Source organism: Pseudomonas sp. GM55 (assembly GCF_000282395.1).
Taxonomy (GTDB): domain Bacteria; phylum Pseudomonadota; class Gammaproteobacteria; order Pseudomonadales; family Pseudomonadaceae; genus Aquipseudomonas; species Aquipseudomonas fluorescens_CC.
The window spans coordinates 18914-36779 of sequence record NZ_AKJJ01000009.1 but is presented as its reverse complement, the minus strand read 5'-3'; the positions used below and the strand labels follow the sequence as shown (position 1 = coordinate 36779).

Below are 17866 nucleotides of genomic sequence, written 5' to 3'. Positions count from 1 at the left end.
TTCAAACCCATTCGCAAGCAGGCGCCACAGAAACTGTGGGAGCGGGCTTGCCCGCGAAGAACGATAACGCGGTCTATCGGCCAGTCACTGCGCCAACCACCCACCATCCACATTCCACGCCGCGCCACGCACTTGGCTGCCGGCATCGCTGCACAGGAATAGCACCAGTTCACCCAGTTGCAGCGGCGTCACGAACTCCAGCGATGGCTGCTTCTCGGCGAGCAAATCATGCTGCGCCTGCTGCGGATCAACCCCACTGGCGGCACGATCATCGATCTGTTTCTGCACCAGCGGCGTCAGTACCCAGCCTGGGCAGATCGCGTTGCAGGTGATCTGGGTGGTCGCGGTTTCCAACGCGACCACTTTGGTCAGGCCGATTACCCCATGCTTGGCGGCGACATAGGCTGACTTGCCCACCGAGCCGACCAGGCCATGCACCGAGGCAATGTTGATCACCCGGCCCCAACCCTTGGCGCGCATGCCCGGCAGACTTAAACGGGTGCTGTGGAACACCGACGACAGGTTGATGGCGATGATCGAATCCCAGCGCTCCACCGGAAACTCATCCACCACTGCGACGTGTTGAATACCTGCATTATTGACCAGAATGTCGACGCCGCCGAACTCGCGCTCGGCGTAGGCGATCATGTCGGCAATTTGCGCCGGATCGCTGACATCGGCCGGGTGATGGCCGACCTTGCCGCCGAACCGTTGCACCTCGGCGATCACATTGGAGGCATCTCCGAAGCCGTTGAGGATCAGGTTGGCCCCGGCCTTGGCCAGGCTGAGGGCGATCCCCAGGCCGATGCCGCTGGTGGAACCGGTGACCAGTGCGGTCTTGCCCGAAAGAGTCGTCATGAATACCTCACACAATGCCAGTGGCGTAGAAGGTGCCGATCACCACGAAAACCGCCAGGGTCTTGATCAGCGTAATACAGAAAATGTCTTTATAAGCCTCGCGGTGGGTCAGCCCGGTCACGGCCAACAGGGTAATCACCGCGCCGTTGTGCGGCAGGGTGTCCATGCCGCCGCTGGCCATCGCTGCGACCCGGTGCAGCACTTCCAGCGGAATGTTCGCGGCATGGGCGGCGCTGATGAACTGCTCGGACATCGCCGCCAGCGCGATGCTCATGCCACCCGAGGCGGAACCGGTGATGCCGGCCAGCAGGGTCACGGTAATCGCTTCGTTGACCAGTGGGTTGGGAATGCTCTTGAGCCAGTCGGCCAACACCAGAAATCCGGGCAGGGACGCGATCACGGCACCGAAACCATATTCCGAGGCGGTGTTCATGGCCGCCAGCAGCGCACCACTGACTGCGCTTTTACTGCCTTCGGCCAGCTTGCGGCTGATCGCCTTGTAGCCGAACGCCAGCACCATGAGGATGCCCACCAACAGCGCGGCCTGGACCGCCCAGATCGCCGTGAGCTTGGCGATTTCAGTGGTGACCGGCGCGGCCATGCCCGGCAGCGCGAGGCTGTGGGTCTTGCCGTACCACTGGGGAATCCACTGGGTGAACAGCAGGTTCATGATGCCCACTGCCAGCAGCGGAGACAGGGCGACCCAGGGATTGGGCAGTTTGATGTCGGCGGCGGTTTCCGGCTCGTTGCGCAGGTCCGACCCATAGCCCTCGCCGGTACGCTGGGCCTTGTTGCGTTGGCGCTGGAGAAACAGCATGCCGGCGCAGAACACGAAGATCGTGCCGATCACGCCCAGCCACGGCGCTGCCCAGGCAGTGGTGTTGAAGAAGGTGCTGGGGATGATGTTCTGGATCTGCGGCGTGCCGGGCAGGGCGTCCATGGTGAACGAGAAGGCGCCCAGGGCAATGGTCGCCGGGATCAGCCGCTTGGGGATGTTGCTCTGGCGGAACATTTCAGCGGCAAACGGATAGACCGCGAACACCACCACAAACAACGATACGCCGCCGTAGGTCAGCAAGGCGCAGACCAGCACGATCACCAGCATCGCCTGGCGGGTGCCGAGCAGGCGAATCGCGGCCGCGACGATGGAGCGCGAGAAGCCGGACAGTTCGATCAACTTGCCGAACACCGCGCCGAGCAGGAACACCGGGAAATACAGCTTGATGAAACCGACCATTTTTTCCATGAACACCCCGGTGAAAGCGGGGGCGACGGCAGACGGGTCAGTCAGCAGGACAGCGCCGAGGGCGGCAATCGGGGCAAAAAGGATAACGCTGTAGCCACGGTAGGCAGCCAGCATCAGCAGCGCGAGGGCTGCCAAGGCAATGATCACACTCATGGTGTGTCTCCTGGTTTGTTATTTTTGTAGGGTGAAACTTGACAGGAGAGGCATATAGCGAGTTTTGTGCCAGATGTTTAAGCTGTTGAAATATAAGGAGATATGTTGATTTTACCGATGTTGTAAGGAAGTATTGTCTCTATGCGGAGACTTTTATCGGTGGTGCCGGCCTCTTCGCGGGCAAGCCCGCTCCTACAGTTGATCGAGTGGGTCAGTAGAGCAAGGTCTCCTGTGGGAGCGAGCCTGCTCGCGAAGGTCTGTCTAATAATGGAGATTCATGTCTCTTTATCGAGACTCGACAATCCCCAGCGCCGCCATTTTCTTGTACAGCGTCGACCGCCCAAGCCCCAGCCGCGCCGCTGCATCAGGCACCTTGCCCGCGCATTGCGCGAGGGTCGTTTCGATCAGTTGCCGGTCAAATCGCTCCCGCGCCGCACTGAACGTCTCGTGGGCAATCGGTTCGATGGCTAAGGGCGCCACGCGCTCCACCGGGGTGAACGTACCGATCGCTGCGCGGATGTCCGCCACCGTCAGGCGCAGGTCATCACTGAGCAATGCGGCCCGTTCCAGCACATTGCGCAGTTCCCGGATATTCCCCGGCCAGGCGTGTTGCCCCAACAGTTCCAGGGCTTCGTGGTGCAGTTCATGCTGGCTGCGCAGCTCCTCAAGAATCGCCTCGCTGAGCGCCGGCACGTCATCGAGGCGATCGCGCAGGGGTGGAACCTGGATCGGCAACACGTTCAGCCGGTAATACAGATCGGCGCGGAATTCGCCGCGCTTGATGGCCGCTTCGAGGTCCGTAGAGGTCGCGGCGATCACCCGCACATCGCTCTGGATCACCTCGTTTGAGCCCACCGGTTCGAATTCCTTTTCCTGCAACACCCGCAGCAGTTTGCTTTGCAGGGGCAGCGGCATGTCGCCGATTTCGTCGAGGAACAACGTGCCGCCCTGGGCGATCTGCAGTTTGCCGGCGCGGCCCTTGCGGTCGGCACCGGTAAACGCACCGGGGGCGGTGCCGAAGAATTCGGCTTCCAGCAACGATTCAGGAATCGCCGCGCTGTTGATGCTCACGAACGCCTTGTGCGCACGGGGCGAGGCATTGTGGATGGCTTGGGCCAGCAACTCCTTGCCGGTGCCGGTCTCGCCGAGCAGCAGTACCGGCGATTCGGTACTCGCACTGCGCCGGGCGCGGCGTTTGACTTCCAGGCTGGCGGCACTGGTGCCGATAAAGTGGGCGAAGTTGTATTTGGTCTGTCGCGCCCGCAGCAGCGAGCGGGTGGAAGCCAGTTCTTCTTGCATGCTCATGTAGCGCTTGAGCATCGGCGACAGGCTGCGCAATTCGTCGAACAGGGCGAAGCCGATGGCACCGATCACCACGCCGGCATCGTCGTGAATCGGCAGGCGCATGACCACCAGCGGCTCTTTGGGGGTGTCTTGCATGTCCAGCAAAATCGGCCGGCCGGTGCGCACCACCTCACGCAACAGGCTGCCGGGGATCACGCTTTCGCAGGGCTTGCCAATCGCCACTTGCGCCGATTGCAGGCCGAAGCGCCGGGCATAGCGCTCATTCATCCAGACGATGTTGGCGTCGCGGTCGACAATCACCGTGCCCTCGCTGGATTGCTCGATGATCTCGAACAACGAGCGGATTGCCAGCAAGCGAACGCGCTGGTAGTCCTTGAGGCTTTCGGTGGTGTTCATGGGTATTGGTCCTGATGTATTTGCTGCCTGTTCCGGCCCCATCGCGGGCAAGCCCGCTCCCACAGGGTTCGGGGTTGCCAGGGATTATGCCTGCCCCAACAACGCCGCCGCCAACAGCTCCTTGGTGTACGGATGCTGCGGTGAGGCAAACACCTCATGACTGGCGCCGCGTTCCACCACTTTGCCGTCCTTGATCACGATCATGTCGTGAGCCAGGGCGCGCACCACCGCCAGGTCATGGCTGATGAACAGATAGGTCAAACCGTGTTTTTCCTGAAGCTGGCGGAGCAGGGCGACCACTTGTTTCTGCACCGTGCGGTCCAGCGCCGAGGTCGGTTCGTCGAGCAGGATCAGCGCCGGCTTCAGCACCAGCGCCCGAGCGATGGCGATGCGCTGGCGCTGTCCTCCGGAGAACTCGTGGGGATAGCGATGGCGGCTTTGCGGGTCGAGGCCGACTTCGCTCAGTGCCCGGATCACTTCGGCATTGCACTCTTCAGGGCTCAGCTGGCTGTGCACTTCCAGGCCCTCGCTGATGATCTGCGCGACCGACATGCGCGGGCTGAGGCTGCCGAAGGGGTCCTGGAACACCACCTGCATCGTCTTGCGCCAGGGTCGTAGCTGTTTTTGCGTCAGGCCGTCCAGCGCCTGGCCTTGAAAGCGGATGCTGCCTTCGGACTCGAGCAAACGCAGGATCGCCTGGCCAAGGGTGGACTTGCCGGAACCGGACTCGCCGACGATGCCCAGGGTCTTGCCGCGCTGAATGTTCAGGCTGATGCCATCGACGGCGCGCAGCCAGGTCTTGCGCTGAAACAGGCCACCACCGACGGGAAACCGTACCTGCAGGTTGTCCACCTCCAGCACGTTTTCGCGCGCGTCCCGGGGCAAGGCTTCGCCCTCGGGTTCGGCGTGCAGCAATACGCAGCTGTAAGGGTGCTTCGGTTCGGTGAAAAGGATTTCGCAAGGCGCCTGCTCGACGATTTCCCCGGCCTTCATCACGCACACGCGCTGGGCGATGCTGCGCACCAGATTGAGGTCATGGCTGATCAGCAGCAGCGACATGCCCAGCCGCTGTTGCAGGGACTTGAGCAGCAGCAGGATCTTGCGCTGCACCGTCACATCCAGCGCGGTGGTCGGTTCGTCGGCAATCAGCAGTTCGGGTTCGCACGCCAGGGCCATGGCGATCATTACCCGCTGGCGCTGGCCGCCGGACAATTGATGGGGATAGGCCTTGAGGCGTTCTTCGGGTTTCTGGATGCCCACCAGGTGCAGCAACTCAAGGATCCGCGCTTGCGCCGCTTTGCCCGCCAGGCCTTTGTGCACCAGCAAGGTTTCACCGATCTGCTTTTCGATGCTGTGCAGCGGGTTGAGGGAGGTCATCGGCTCCTGGAAGATCATCGCAATGCGATTGCCGCGCAGTTGGCGCAACTTGCCGGTATCGGCGCCCACCAGTTCCTGGCCGCGATAGCGAATGCTGCCGGTTGTCCGGGTATCGGTTTGCGGCAGCAATTGCAGGATCGAGTGGGCCGTCACCGACTTGCCCGAGCCCGATTCGCCCACCAGCGCCAGACATTCGCCGGGGCGGATGTCCAGGCACAGATTGCGCACCACGGTCTGGCCGCTGAAGGCCACGCTGAGGTCACGGATTTCGATCAGGTTGGTCATATCAACATCCGCATCAAGACCGGGGATCAAAAGCGTCGCGCAATGCTTCGCCAATGAACACCAGTAAAGAAAGAATCAGCGCCAGGGTGAAGAACGCCGTCAGGCCCAGCCAGGGCGCTTGCAGGTTTTGCTTGCCCTGGCCGATCAGTTCACCCAGGGAAGCGCTGCCGGCAGGCATGCCGAAGCCGAGGAAATCCAGTGCCGTCAGGGTGGAAATCGCCCCGGTGAGAATGAACGGCAAGTAGCTCAAGGTCGCGTTCATGGCGTTGGGCAGAATGTGCCGCACGATGACCTTGCGGTCAGTCAGGCCCAGCGCCCGTGCGGCCTTGACGTATTCCAGGTTGCGCCCGCGCAGGAACTCGGCGCGCACCACGTCCACCAAAGCCAGCCATGAAAACAGCGCCATGATTCCCAGCAGCCACCAGAAATTCGGCTCGACGAAGCCCGACAGAATGATCAGCAGGTACAGCACCGGCAATCCGGACCACACCTCCAGCAGACGTTGGCCGAGCAAATCCACCCAGCCGCCGTAATAGCCTTGCAGCGCTCCGGCCGCGATGCCGATCAGGGCACTGACAAACGTCAGCATCAAGGCAAACAGGATCGACACCCGGGCACCGAAGATCACCCGGGCCAGAACGTCCCGTGCCTGGTCGTCGGTGCCCAGCCAATTGACGCTGGAGGGCGGGCTGGGGGCGGGTGTGTTCAGGTCATAGTTGGGCGTGTCGTCACTGAACGGAATCGGCGGAAACAGCAACCAGCCTCCGTCCTGCTTGATCAGCTTCTGCACGTAGTCACTGCGGTAGTCGGCCTGAAACGGCAGTTGTCCGCCGAACTCCTGTTCGGTGTGGCGCTTGAAGACCGGGAAGTACCACTGGCCTTGATAACTGACCACCAGCGGTTTGTCGTTGGCGATCAGTTCGCCGCCCAGGGTCATCAGGAACAGGCCGACAAACAGCCAGAGCGACCACCAGCCCCGACGGTTTTTCTTGAATCGCTCGAAGCGGCGACGCGCCAGCGGTGAAAGTTTGAGCATCAGGCGCTCCTCGCGGCGAAGTCGATACGCGGGTCGACCAGGGTGTAGCAGAGGTCGCCGACCAGTTTTATCAGAAGGCCGAACAGGGTGAAGATGAACAGCGAGCCGAACACCACCGGATAGTCCCGCGATACCGCCGCCTCGTAGCTCATGCGGCCCAGGCCGTCGAGGGAGAAGATCACTTCGATCAGCAGGGAGCCGGCAAAAAATACACTGATGAAGGCTTGGGGAATGCCCGACACCACCAACAGCATGGCGTTGCGGAATACGTGTCCATAGAGCACCCGTCGTTCACTCAAACCCTTGGCCCGGGCGGTGACCACGTACTGGCGGGTGATTTCATTGAGGAACGAGTTCTTGGTCAGGATGGTCAGTGTGGCGAAACCGCCAATCACCAGCGCGGTCACCGGCAGCACCAGATGCCAGAAGTAGTCGGCGACTTTGCCAAGGGTCGACAGCGATTCGAAGTTGTCCGAGACCAGCCCGCGGACGGGAAACCAGTTCAGCGAAGTGCCACCGGCAAAGACCACGATCAGGAACATCGCAAACAGGAACGCCGGCATGGCATAGCCGATGATGATCGCGGTACTGCTCCAGATGTCGAATTGGCTGCCATGGTGCACGGCCTTGCGGATGCCCAGGGGAATCGACACCAGGTAGGTGATCAGCGTCGCCCAGAGTCCGAGGGAAATGGTCACGGGCATTTTTTCGAGGATCAGGTCGGTGACGGTGGCGCCGCGGAAGAAGCTCTTGCCGAAGTCCAGGCGCGCATAGCTGGTGAGCATCAGCCAGAGGCGTTCGTGTGCCGGTTTATCGAAACCGTACTGTTTTTCAATGTCCTTGATCAACTGCGGATCAAGGCCGCGACTGGCCCGGGACTTGCCGCTCATGGATTCGCTGGAGCTACCTCCAACCGTGGCACCGCCAATGCCTTGGAGGTGCGCGATGGCCTGTTCGACCGGTCCGCCCGGCGCGGCCTGGACGATGACAAAGTTGACCAGAAGAATGATCACCAGCGTCGGAATGATCAGCAGCAGGCGCCGCACTATGTAAGCCCACATCAGTGCGGCCCTCCGGGTCTGCCACGGCTGATACGCTCGGCAGTCATCTGTTGGTTGGTCAATGGCGTGGTGCTCATTTCCCACCAGCTTTCGATGGCTTCGTCATTGCTCGCTTGCACGTTCGGAATGCCGAAGCGGTTCCACCACACTGTAGAGGTTCCCGGCGGGTAGTAGTTGGGAATCCAGTAGTAGTTCCATTGCAGCACCCGGTCCAGGGCATGGGCGTAATGCAGCATGTCGGCCTTGGTATTGGCGCGGATCAGCCCGGTGATCAGGGTGTCCACTGCCGGGTTCTTCAACACCATGTAGTTGTTTGATCCCGGGTCGGTGGCCGCCGCGGAACTGAAATAATTGAGCAGTTCGTTTCCCGGGGAAGTGGTGACCGGGTAGCCGGTGACGATCATGTCGTAGTCGCGGCTCATCAGGCGATTGACATACTGGGACGAGTCGATGCGGCGGATGTTGAGGTCGATGCCGATCTGTTTCAACGTGCGTTTATAGGGCAACAGCAGGCGGTCCATGCCGTTCTGACTGACCAGGAACGTAAAGCTCAACGGTTCGCCGTCGGCATTCACCAGTTGGTCGCCATCAGGCTTCCAGCCGGCCTGTTCGAGCAGGTCCAGGGCCTGCAACTGCTTGTCGCGAATCACACCGCTGCCATCGGTCTTCGGCGCCTCGAACACTTTAGTGAAGACTTCGTCGGGAATCTGCCCGCGCAACGGTTCGAGAATCGCCAGCTCACCCGCATCCGGCAGTTGCCGGGCCGCGAGATCGGTATTGGAGAAAAAGCTCTGCTGGCGGATGTACATGTCGCGCATCATCTGCCGGTTGCTCCACTCGAAGTCCCACAGCATCACCAGGGCCTGGCGCACGCGACGGTCCTGGAACATGGGCTTTTGCAGATTGAACACAAAACCCTGGGCCGGCTGCGGCGCCTCGGTGGCGAGGTGGGCCTTTTGCAGGCGACCGTCGCTCAGGGCCGGGCTGTCGTAGCCGATGGAATAGCCGGTGGCGGAAAACTCGCGATTGTAGTCAAAGGCGCCGCCGCGCAGGACCTGGCGCGCCACGTCGGTATCGCCGAAGTACTCGATGCTGAAATGATCGAAGTTGTACAGGCCACGGCTGACCGGCAAGTCCTTGCCCCACCAGTCGGGATTGCGCTCGAAGGTGATGCTGCGTCCGGAATCGATCTTGCCGACTTTATAGGGGCCGCTGCCCAACGGCGCTTCATAGCCGCCGCCACCGGCGAAATCGCGGGTTTTCCACCAGTGTTCGGGAAACACTGGCAAGGTCGCGATATCCAGCGGCAGGGTGCGATTTTCGTTGTTCCTGAAATCAAAGCGGATGATCAGTGGCGATTCCACTTCGACGCCTTTGACGTCGGCGAACTGGGTACGGTAACGCAGGCTGCCCTGGGTCATCAGCAGGTCGAAGGTGTAGCGCACGTCTTCAGCGGTAATCGGTTTGCCATCGGCAAAGCGTGCCTTGGGGTTGAGGTAGAAGCGCAGCGACAGGCCGTCCTCGGAGCGTTCCATCTTCTCTGCCACCAGGCCGTACACGGTGTACGGCTCGTCCAGCGAGCGCTGGGCCAGCGGCGAATAGAGCAAGCCGTCGATCTGTGTGACGCCTATGCCTTTGTCGATGTAAGGCAAGACATGGTCGAACTGACCGATTTCGATCGCCGAGCGCCGCATCGTGCCGCCCTTGGGGGCCTGCGGGTTGGTGTAGGCGAAATGACTGAAGCCGGCAGGGTATTTTGCCGGTTCGCCGTACACGGTCATTGCCGGTTGCGGTGCCGCATTCACACCCGCGGCACCCGACAGCAGGGCCACGGTCGTGAACAACAAGGTAGGGAAAGCCAATCGCATTGTCAGCCTTAGAGCCGGGTGGTCGTTAACGCCAATTTGTACGCTAGCAGCGCGTCCCTCGCCAGCCGAATTACGTGTCGCAAGCACAACGGCCCACCAAAAGGCGGGCCGTTGTGTGAATAGCTCAAGCGTCGATCAGTCCTGACGGCTGGTCACTTCCAGCAGGTGGTAACCGAACTGGGTCTTGACCGGGCCCTGGACCACGTTGATCGGCGCGCTGAAGACCACGGTGTCGAACTCCTTGACCATCTGGCCCGGACCGAACGAACCCAGGTCACCGCCCTGACGGCTGGAAGGGCAGGTGGAGTTTGCCTTGGCAACCTCGGCGAAATCGGCGCCGGCCTCGATTTGAGCCTTGAGTTCGTTGCACTTGGCTTCCGAGGCAACAAGGATGTGACGGGCAGTGGCTTTAGCCATGGGAAAATACTCCTTTCAATACTCGATAAAGTGCTGAGCCTACCGGATTCAGTGAGCTATTTCTCCTCAAAGTTCCGTTCCACGCGGGATCCTCGGTGGGCGACGCCTCAAAGCCCCGCGTCTTTCAAGCGCTCGGCATGCTGAACATACAGTTCAATCGGGTCGATACCTGTGCGCAGTTGACCGGCCGGCTGACCAATGGTGTCCAGATGATCCAGCGCATAGTCGGACCGGATAACCGTACCCAGATGGGAACTGAAGCGACCGACCAAACCGTCGTTCTGCTCGCTTTCCGTGACGAAGTAACCGGAAAGGGCCCTGCAGAAGGCGTGGAACGGATCAAGCGCATTGAGCCCTTCTTCGAGAACATTCGACTGCAGCACGCCGCTCCACGAGTAGTAATGAACACCGTTGACCTGTTCGCGCCCCTTGCCACCCCAGGTGGCGGGCAGTCCTTGCGGGTATTTGTCGTTGAATGCGCCTACGCCTTCTGTGGTCAGCGCATTGAGGGCCGCAATGGCGCTCTGTGGTTGGTACTGATTGTCGCTTAATGTCGCGAGGAAGTCGGCGAAGAGGGTCACGACCGTCTCCGCCACATGTTCCGGGAGGTAGTCCGGTATCAAAGCCTTGCACAGGAAATCGGCCAGTTCCGAGCCATGATTCGGCCCGCTGACGGAAGTCACCGACGCCACACTGTGTGGCGCAATCGCTGCGGCATAACGTGCGGTCAGTGCGCCCTGGCTATGCCCTATGAGGTTGACTTTGCGTGCACCGGTTCCTTTCAGTACCCGCTCGATCTGCGTGAGCAATTGGTCTCCGCGTACTTCGTTGTCATGGAGGGCCGACAAGTGGGGAACGAACACCCTTGCTCCGGCGTTCCTCAGCGCCTGCCTGATGTCGTGAAAGAGCTCGAACTTGCCGATTCTTTCGAAACCGAAAAGACCGTGGACCAGCAGTATTGGATAACAGGTGTTTGCATTCCTTTGCATGTTCATACCTTTACGCAGAAGTTCATTGGGACTGCATGGCGCTTCACTCTAAAGCACTCGAGGTTGGCGCGATGTATGAAAAGTCCGCCGAAGCTTGCGGAAAACGGAATAGAACAGGTACGAGTATTCAAGAATGGCTGAGGCTATAGTCGGTATAGTTTGACGATTTTTCACGACAATCAGGGTGCTACTGATCAAAGAACTACTTCGTGAATATCCATTTTCCGAGCGAGCCTGAGCGAGAGGCCGACATCACGGCTGTTTGCCGTGGGATTAAATAGTCGTCATCCAAAACCGGCCACCCGTACGGTGTTTATTCCAGGGACAGGAGTGAATGAATGACTGTTTACGAACCCGACACCTTGAGTCTCGCGCAGCAACCCTTACCACCTCCCGTACTTGAACAGGCGGAAAATGGCGTTCTGAACCCCGTTGACAGAAAAGCCGTCATCAGGGTCTTGCCTTATCCAGGCATGACCTGCGGCGACAAATTGCTATTGAGTTGGGTGGGGCTGGATGCCGACGGCTTCGCCTGCAATCACCAGGTGGCGCGCTTTGTCAGTGAGGACCGGGTCGGCGAGGACATAATCTTCACCGTGGGCAGCGCACATATCGCGGCGCTTGACGGTGGCTCACTCGAAATCGGTTACTCACTCATGAGCACCTGTTTTGCCGGGCCTGTGAATTCCCATCGTTTGCAACTGAGTGTAGGTGATGTGCAATCCGACCTGTTGCCTGCGACCGTGAACGATGCGATGGGTAAAACACTTGACCCAGGGCGGGTCGAAGAAGGGGCGATCGTTACGATCAAACCCTATGCGCGCATGGCTGCAGGCGACTGGGTGTTGCTGTCCTGGGCTGGCGTTTCGATCGAAGGAAGTTTCAGCGATGCACTCAAGGTCGAGTCCTTTGCTGTGGGGGGCGAACTGTCGTTTTGGGTCAGCCCGGAGTGCATTGCGACCAACCTGGGTTCCTCCGTTTCCGTCGATTATTGCGTCAAGCAGGCAGGCCATGGTCCCCGTTACTCTGAATTAACGACACTGATGATTGGCAAGCTGGAACGGGGGGCACTGCCAGTACCCACTGTGTTGGAAGCAGACGAAGGTTGCTTGGATCTGCTTGATGCGCAGGATGGCGTGACCGTCGTCATCGAAAACGCCAGGGCTGAAAAAGGCGAGCTGATTTACCTGAAATGCGAGGGGGAGAAATTCAATCATTGTGACGACCGCGAAATAACCAGAGACACCGCCGGCGAACCATTGGTGTTCATAGTTCCCTACCGCTTCTGGAGCGAGCATCGAGATTCTGCCATCCGTGTTTCCTATTCCGTCGAGCGCCTTGATGACACTTGCCAGCAATCCGGGGTGACACTGGTTCAAGTGCAGTCCCTGATGGGGCATTGATTGCCATTTGCCCTCCAGTCTTCGCATGAAGGCCGGAGGGCGGACGGATGATGCTGACTATTGAGTGTTGTCTTGCGCTCGCAACCGATCTGCCGCTTCAAGCAGCAGTTGTTCTGTTCCTGCCCAACCGAGGCAGCCATCGGTCACTGAGACACCGTATTGCAATGACGCGCTCAACGGTTGGCAGCCTTCGAACAAATGACTCTCGATCATCATGCCGATCAGCGAACGGTCACCTCGCAGGCGTTGTTCAAGTACATCCTTGAGCACGGCTGGCTGGCGCAGCGGGTCTTTGCCGCTGTTGGCGTGACTGCAATCGACCATGATTCGAGCCGGAATCCTGAGTCTGGTCAGGTCGCTATTCACCTGGGCGACGCTGGTGCTGTCGTAGTTCGGCCCGCGATGGCCACCGCGCAATACCAGGTGGGTGTCCGCATTACCCGGGGTTTGAATGATCGCCGGATGTCCCTGGCTATCGACACCGAAGTGACGATGGGGATGGGCCGCGGAGCGCATGGCATCACTGGCGACAGCGACACCTCCGTCAGTCCCGTTCTTGAAACCTACAGGCATACCCAGGCCGCTGGCCATTTCCCGGTGTATCTGCGACTCCGTGGTCCGGGCGCCGATCGCCACCCAGCTCAACAGATCGTCGAAGTAGCCGGCGGCCATCGGTTGCAGCAGTTCAGTGGCAACCGGCAGGCCCAGGCGGAGCATTTCGCGCATCAGCTCGCGGGACAACGTCAGGCCGGCGGCCATGTCATCGCTGCCATCGAGGTGCGGGTCGTAGGCCAGGCCTTTCCAGCCAACCGTGGTCCGGGGTTTTTCGACGTAGGCGCGCATCACCAGCAGCATTTGGTCGCTGACTTCGGCGGCGAGGCGAGCAAGGTTTTCAGCGTATTCGAGGGCTGATTTCGGATCGTGTATCGAGCAGGGGCCGACGATGACCAGCAGGCGGGAATCTTCACCGTTGAGGATCGCGCGAACCGCCTGGCGGTGGGCGGCGACTTGCCGGGTCAGGGCGTTGCTGAGGGGCAATTGCTGTTTGAGTTGCAATGAACTGGGCAGGCGCAGGGTCAGCGCTTCATTGGCAGGGCTCAAGGTGGACAGTGGCAGTGCAGAGACGGACGAGTTCATATTCAAGGCTTCCTGGGCTGGTGGCGGGTTCGTGCCCGCGCACTCGGCCCTACTGGGGTGTTCGACAATTGGCCGGATTGGCTGCGTGTGTGTGCTTGCCACCTTTGGGTGACCGATCGGAGGCGGCAGGCTGTCCCGAGCGGAGGGTGGTAAATCGCCAGGCGGTAAAACTGTCGTAACGGTAATAAGTGGCGTAGTTCATGTTCTGAATCCTCTGAATGTCTGATGTGTCGCTAAAAGTCTTGGGGCTGAAAAAACAAAACCCCCGGTCGGGAGGCCGACCGGGGGTTGAGAATTCTCTGGTGGCGACCCGTTTGAAGTGGGCGCCGTGTGGGTATCAGGCGCGCCAGTGGCTAAACCAATACCCAAAATAAAAGCTGACCGGAGCACAACCGTCGTTCACCCGGGCAGCCGCAACCGAGCGCAGGGCGCTGGCGGTACGAGGCTGTGAAAGGGTGTTGAACATGGTCTGTCTCCGATGGATGGGCCGAGCTTACTAGAGGCCGGTACGCAGATTCAATCAGAAAATGCTATCGGCCAACGACGGCGCTTTCTATCGCTTGAGTGCCCCGAACGTTGTGGCACACTCTGCACCTCAACAACAAACATACCGTCACAAGGACGCACCATGATGGCACTGACCCTCGCCGTGGAGCTGGAATGATGGGGCGCCAATGGCGTCCGGCAACACCGGATGACCTGGAATTCGCCCGCGAACTGACCTGTAGAGGCATGCTGCATTACTACATCGAGCATGATCTGTTGTGGCAGGACGAAGCGTTCGACGTGGCCTGGGCAGGACGAGACAACCGATTGATTGCAAGGGGCGACAATGTCCTGGGTTATGTCAGCCTGAGTCGTGATGCCAGAGCCTTGTATATCCGCGAATTGCATATCGTCGAAGCGTTTCGTGGGCAGGGCACAGGATCCTGGGTGATCGATCAGGTACTGGCTCTCGCGCGCAAGGAGCGGCGCCCGGCGTTGCGCCTGACGGTTTTCCAAAACAACCCGGCGCAAGCGCTGTACGAGCGCAAGGGATTGAGGGTGGTAGGCAAGGACGAATGTTTCCTGAGGATGCAGCTGGAGATCCCGGGCCCGCATTGCTGAAGCACGCTTGCAACAAGCCTTTCAAGATGAATTGAAACTTTTAATCTGACGCTTTCCGCTAGGTCTGCCAGATGCTTTTTGCTAAGGTGTCTGGCAACCCAATAAGACCATATCGCGAGGTGTCTGCTTGATTAGGGTGCTAGTAGTCGATGACCATGATCTCGTTCGTACGGGCATTACACGAATGCTGGCTGACATCGATGGCCTGCAAGTAGTCGGCCAGGCCGAGTCGGGGGAGGAATCCCTGCTCAAGGCGCGTGAACTGAAACCCGATGTGGTGTTGATGGACGTCAAGATGCCAGGTATCGGCGGGCTCGAAGCCACTCGCAAATTGCTGCGCAGCCATCCGGATATCAAGGTCGTCGCGGTGACCGTGTGTGAAGAGGACCCGTTTCCTACGCGGCTGTTGCAGGCCGGTGCGGCAGGGTACCTGACCAAAGGGGCAGGTTTGCCGGAAATGGTCCAGGCCATCCGCCTGGTGTTCGCCGGGCAACGCTACATCAGTCCGCAGATTGCCCAGCAGCTGGCGATCAAGTCCTTCCAGCCTACCAACGATTCGCCTTTCGATGCATTGTCGGAGCGGGAAATCCAGATCGCGCTGATGATCGTCGGTTGCCAGAAAGTACAGATCATTTCCGACAAGTTGTGCCTGTCCCCGAAAACCGTGAACACCTACCGTTACCGCATCTTCGAAAAGCTTTCGATCAGCAGTGATGTCGAGTTGACGCTGTTGGCGGTTCGACATGGCATGGTCGACGCCAGCCTCTGAAAATGACCGAAACCTTTGATCCGAGCGCCTTTCTGTCGACCGTTAGCGGGCGCCCCGGCGTGTACCGCATGTTCGACAGCGAAGCGCGGTTGCTCTACGTCGGCAAGGCGAAAAACCTCAAAAATCGCCTGTCGAGTTACTTTCGCAAGACCGGGCTTGCCCCCAAGACCGCCGCACTGGTAGCGCGAATCGCCCAGGTCGAAACCACGATCACGGCCAACGAAACCGAAGCCTTGCTGCTTGAGCAGACGCTGATCAAGGAATGGCGCCCGCCCTACAACATCCTGCTGCGCGACGATAAATCCTACCCCTACGTCTATCTCTCCGACGGAGAGTTTCCGCGCCTGAGCATTCATCGCGGCGCGAAAAAGGCCAAGGGCAAGTATTTCGGTCCTTACCCGAGCGCCGGTGCGATCCGCGAAAGCCTGAGCCTGCTGCAAAAGACGTTTTTCGTTCGGCAATGCGAAGACAGTTTTTACAAGAACCGCACCCGTCCTTGCCTGCAATACCAGATCAAGCGTTGCAAGGCGCCCTGCGTCGGGCTGGTGGAGCCCCAGGTGTATGCCGAAGACGTGCGCCACTCGGTGATGTTTCTTGAGGGGCGCAGCAATGCGTTGACTGACGAGTTGTCCGCCGGGATGGAAGAGGCGGCAATCAATCTCGAGTTCGAACGAGCAGCCGAGTTGCGGGACCAGATTGCGTTGCTGCGCCGGGTTCAGGATCAACAGAGCATGGAAGGCGGGACCGGAGACGTCGATGTGATTGCCGCCTTCGTCAACCCGGGCGGCGCCTGTGTTCACTTGATCAGCGTGCGGGGCGGGCGGGTACTGGGCAGCAAGAACTTCTTCCCTCAGGTTGGAATTGAAGAAGACGTTTCCGAAGTCATGGCCGCATTTCTCGGCCAGTACTACATCAGCAGTCCTGAGCGCGACTTGCCGAGCGAACTGATCGTCAATGTGGTTCACGATGACTTTCCAACACTGATCGCCGCCATCGACGAGCTGCGTGGTCGTGAATTGACCATCAGCCATCGCGTGCGTGGTACGCGAGCGCGCTGGCAGCAATTGGCGGTGACCAATGCCGAGCAGGCACTGAGTGCGCGTCTGGCGAATCGTCAGCACATCACGGCACGCTTCGATGCGCTGGCAGAGGTGCTGAAGCTGGATGAGCCACCGCAACGACTTGAGTGCTACGACATCAGCCATTCCAGTGGCGAGGCGACGGTGGCGTCCTGTGTGGTCTTCGGCCCCGAAGGTCCGATCAAGGCCGATTACCGTCGGTACAACATCGAGGGCGTTACGGCCGGCGATGATTACGCGGCGATGCATCAGGCGTTGACCCGACGCTTCAGCAAACTGAAGGACGGGGAGGGCAAGTTGCCGGATATCCTGCTGGTGGATGGCGGTAAAGGCCAGTTGTCCATGGCCCGCGACGTGCTCGATGAATTGGCCGTACCTGATCTGATTCTGCTGGGCGTGGCAAAAGGCGCGACGCGCAAGGCCGGTTTCGAAACCCTGTACCTGAACGACGCTGCACATGAATTCACGTTGCGCGGCGATTCGCCCGCGTTGCACCTGATCCAGCAGATTCGCGACGAAGCCCACCGATTTGCCATTACCGGGCACCGCGCCCGACGTGGAAAAACCCGTCGGACGTCTACACTGGAAGGCGTCGCCGGTGTCGGACCCACACGTCGGCGGGATTTGTTGAAACATTTTGGTGGATTGCAGGAGCTGTCTCGTGCAAGCATCGAAGAAATTGCCAAAGCCCCCGGGATCAGTAAAAAGCTCGCAGAGTTGATTTATGCAAATCTGCACAGCGAGTAGAATGCCCCCTCACCTCGTAGCCAGTTGTGCCGATGAATATCCCTAATCTGATTACCGTTCTACGCGTTCTGCTCATACCAATCTTCATTTTGCTGTTCTACCTGCCTTACCAATGGAGCTACCTGGCATCCGCCTCGGTCTTCGCATTCGCTGCCGCCACCGACTGGCTGGACGGGTACCTGGCCCGCCGCCTGGAACAAAGCACACCGTTCGGGGCTTTTCTCGATCCGGTTGCCGACAAGCTGATGGTGGCGGTTGCACTGGTACTGTTGGTGCAGGAACACGGAAACCTGTGGCTCACACTGCCTGCTGCCGTGATCATCGGTCGCGAGATTGTCGTCTCGGCACTGCGCGAATGGATGGCCGAACTGGGCGCTCGTGCCCACGTTGCCGTGTCGAACCTGGGCAAATGGAAAACCGCCGCGCAAATGCTGGCGCTGGTGATCCTGCTGGCCAATTCCAAGGATTTCAGTTTCTGGGTCTTGCTGGGCTACACCTTGCTGATGGTGTCGGCTGGCCTGACTTTGTGGTCGATGGTCCAGTACCTGCGGGCTGCCTGGCCACATCTGAAGACCGACGTTGAAAAGAAATAAAACTTTTTTGAATCAAAGGGTTGACGGGGCTTCTGGATTC

15 protein-coding genes are annotated in these 17866 nt (G+C 59.7%); 5 read left to right on the top strand and 10 right to left on the bottom strand.

The genetic code is table 11. The features are described from left to right. Positions 1 to 84: 84 nt before the first annotated feature. From PMI31_RS02085 to PMI31_RS02045, 9 genes are all read right to left on the bottom strand, one after another. Positions 85 to 858, bottom strand: a complete 774-nt coding sequence (locus PMI31_RS02085) for a 3-hydroxybutyrate dehydrogenase (protein WP_008015899.1) — start codon at positions 856 to 858, stop codon at positions 85 to 87. A gap of 7 nt (positions 859 to 865) precedes the next feature. After that, a complete protein-coding gene (locus tag PMI31_RS02080) occupies positions 866 to 2257 on the bottom strand; it encodes a GntP family permease (protein ID WP_008015898.1) in 1392 nt (463 codons plus the stop codon). Between the two features lie 285 nt (positions 2258 to 2542). Further along, positions 2543 to 3958, bottom strand: a complete 1416-nt coding sequence (locus PMI31_RS02075) for a sigma-54 interaction domain-containing protein (RefSeq protein ID WP_008015897.1) — start codon at positions 3956 to 3958, stop codon at positions 2543 to 2545. 84 nt (positions 3959 to 4042) lie between these two features. Next, entirely contained in the window at positions 4043 to 5620 is a 1578-nt protein-coding gene (locus tag PMI31_RS02070) for an ABC transporter ATP-binding protein (RefSeq protein ID WP_008015895.1), read from the bottom strand. 13 nt (positions 5621 to 5633) lie between these two features. After that, on the bottom strand, positions 5634 to 6656 hold the full coding sequence (locus PMI31_RS02065) for an ABC transporter permease (RefSeq protein WP_008015894.1): 1023 nt from the start codon (positions 6654 to 6656) through the stop codon (positions 5634 to 5636). After that, positions 6656 to 7717, bottom strand: a complete 1062-nt coding sequence (locus PMI31_RS02060; protein WP_008015893.1) for a microcin C ABC transporter permease YejB — start codon at positions 7715 to 7717, stop codon at positions 6656 to 6658. The genes PMI31_RS02065 and PMI31_RS02060 overlap by 1 nt, the downstream gene beginning before the upstream one ends. After that, positions 7717 to 9585 (bottom strand): extracellular solute-binding protein, encoded by a 1869-nt coding sequence (locus PMI31_RS02055; RefSeq protein WP_008015892.1) that lies wholly within the window; start codon positions 9583 to 9585, stop codon positions 7717 to 7719. Before PMI31_RS02055 ends, PMI31_RS02060 begins: the two co-directional genes overlap by 1 nt. 135 nt (positions 9586 to 9720) lie before the next feature. After that, positions 9721 to 10002 (bottom strand): peptidylprolyl isomerase, encoded by a 282-nt coding sequence (locus PMI31_RS02050; RefSeq protein WP_007984657.1) that lies wholly within the window; start codon positions 10000 to 10002, stop codon positions 9721 to 9723. Between the two features lie 107 nt (positions 10003 to 10109). Further along, a complete protein-coding gene (locus PMI31_RS02045; protein WP_008015891.1) occupies positions 10110 to 10991 on the bottom strand; it encodes an esterase/lipase family protein in 882 nt (293 codons plus the stop codon). Between the two features lie 338 nt (positions 10992 to 11329). Between PMI31_RS02045 and PMI31_RS02040 the strand changes: the two genes are divergently transcribed. Next, on the top strand, positions 11330 to 12394 hold the full coding sequence (locus tag PMI31_RS02040; RefSeq protein WP_008015890.1) for a hypothetical protein: 1065 nt from the start codon (positions 11330 to 11332) through the stop codon (positions 12392 to 12394). 57 nt (positions 12395 to 12451) lie between these two features. On the opposite strand, the gene PMI31_RS02035 is transcribed toward PMI31_RS02040, so the two are convergent. Beyond that, positions 12452 to 13531, bottom strand: a complete 1080-nt coding sequence (locus tag PMI31_RS02035; protein WP_008015889.1) for a 3-deoxy-7-phosphoheptulonate synthase — start codon at positions 13529 to 13531, stop codon at positions 12452 to 12454. 663 nt (positions 13532 to 14194) lie between these two features. Here PMI31_RS02035 and PMI31_RS02030 point away from each other — a divergent pair. From PMI31_RS02030 to pgsA, 4 genes are all read left to right on the top strand, one after another. Further along, complete coding sequence (locus PMI31_RS02030) at positions 14195 to 14638, top strand: GNAT family N-acetyltransferase (RefSeq protein ID WP_043302138.1); 444 nt, start codon at positions 14195 to 14197, stop codon at positions 14636 to 14638. Positions 14639 to 14765: 127 nt separating this feature from the next. Next, positions 14766 to 15407, top strand: a complete 642-nt coding sequence (gene gacA / locus PMI31_RS02025) for a response regulator transcription factor GacA (RefSeq protein ID WP_008015884.1) — start codon at positions 14766 to 14768, stop codon at positions 15405 to 15407. A 2-nt stretch (positions 15408 to 15409) separates the two neighbouring features. Next, a complete protein-coding gene (gene uvrC, locus PMI31_RS02020; protein WP_008015883.1) occupies positions 15410 to 17233 on the top strand; it encodes an excinuclease ABC subunit UvrC in 1824 nt (607 codons plus the stop codon). Positions 17234 to 17265: 32 nt separating this feature from the next. Continuing rightward, positions 17266 to 17826 carry a CDP-diacylglycerol--glycerol-3-phosphate 3-phosphatidyltransferase gene (gene pgsA / locus PMI31_RS02015; protein ID WP_008015882.1) on the top strand — a complete coding sequence of 187 codons (561 nt, stop codon included), beginning with the start codon at positions 17266 to 17268 and terminating at the stop codon, positions 17824 to 17826. Positions 17827 to 17866 lie beyond the last annotated feature (40 nt).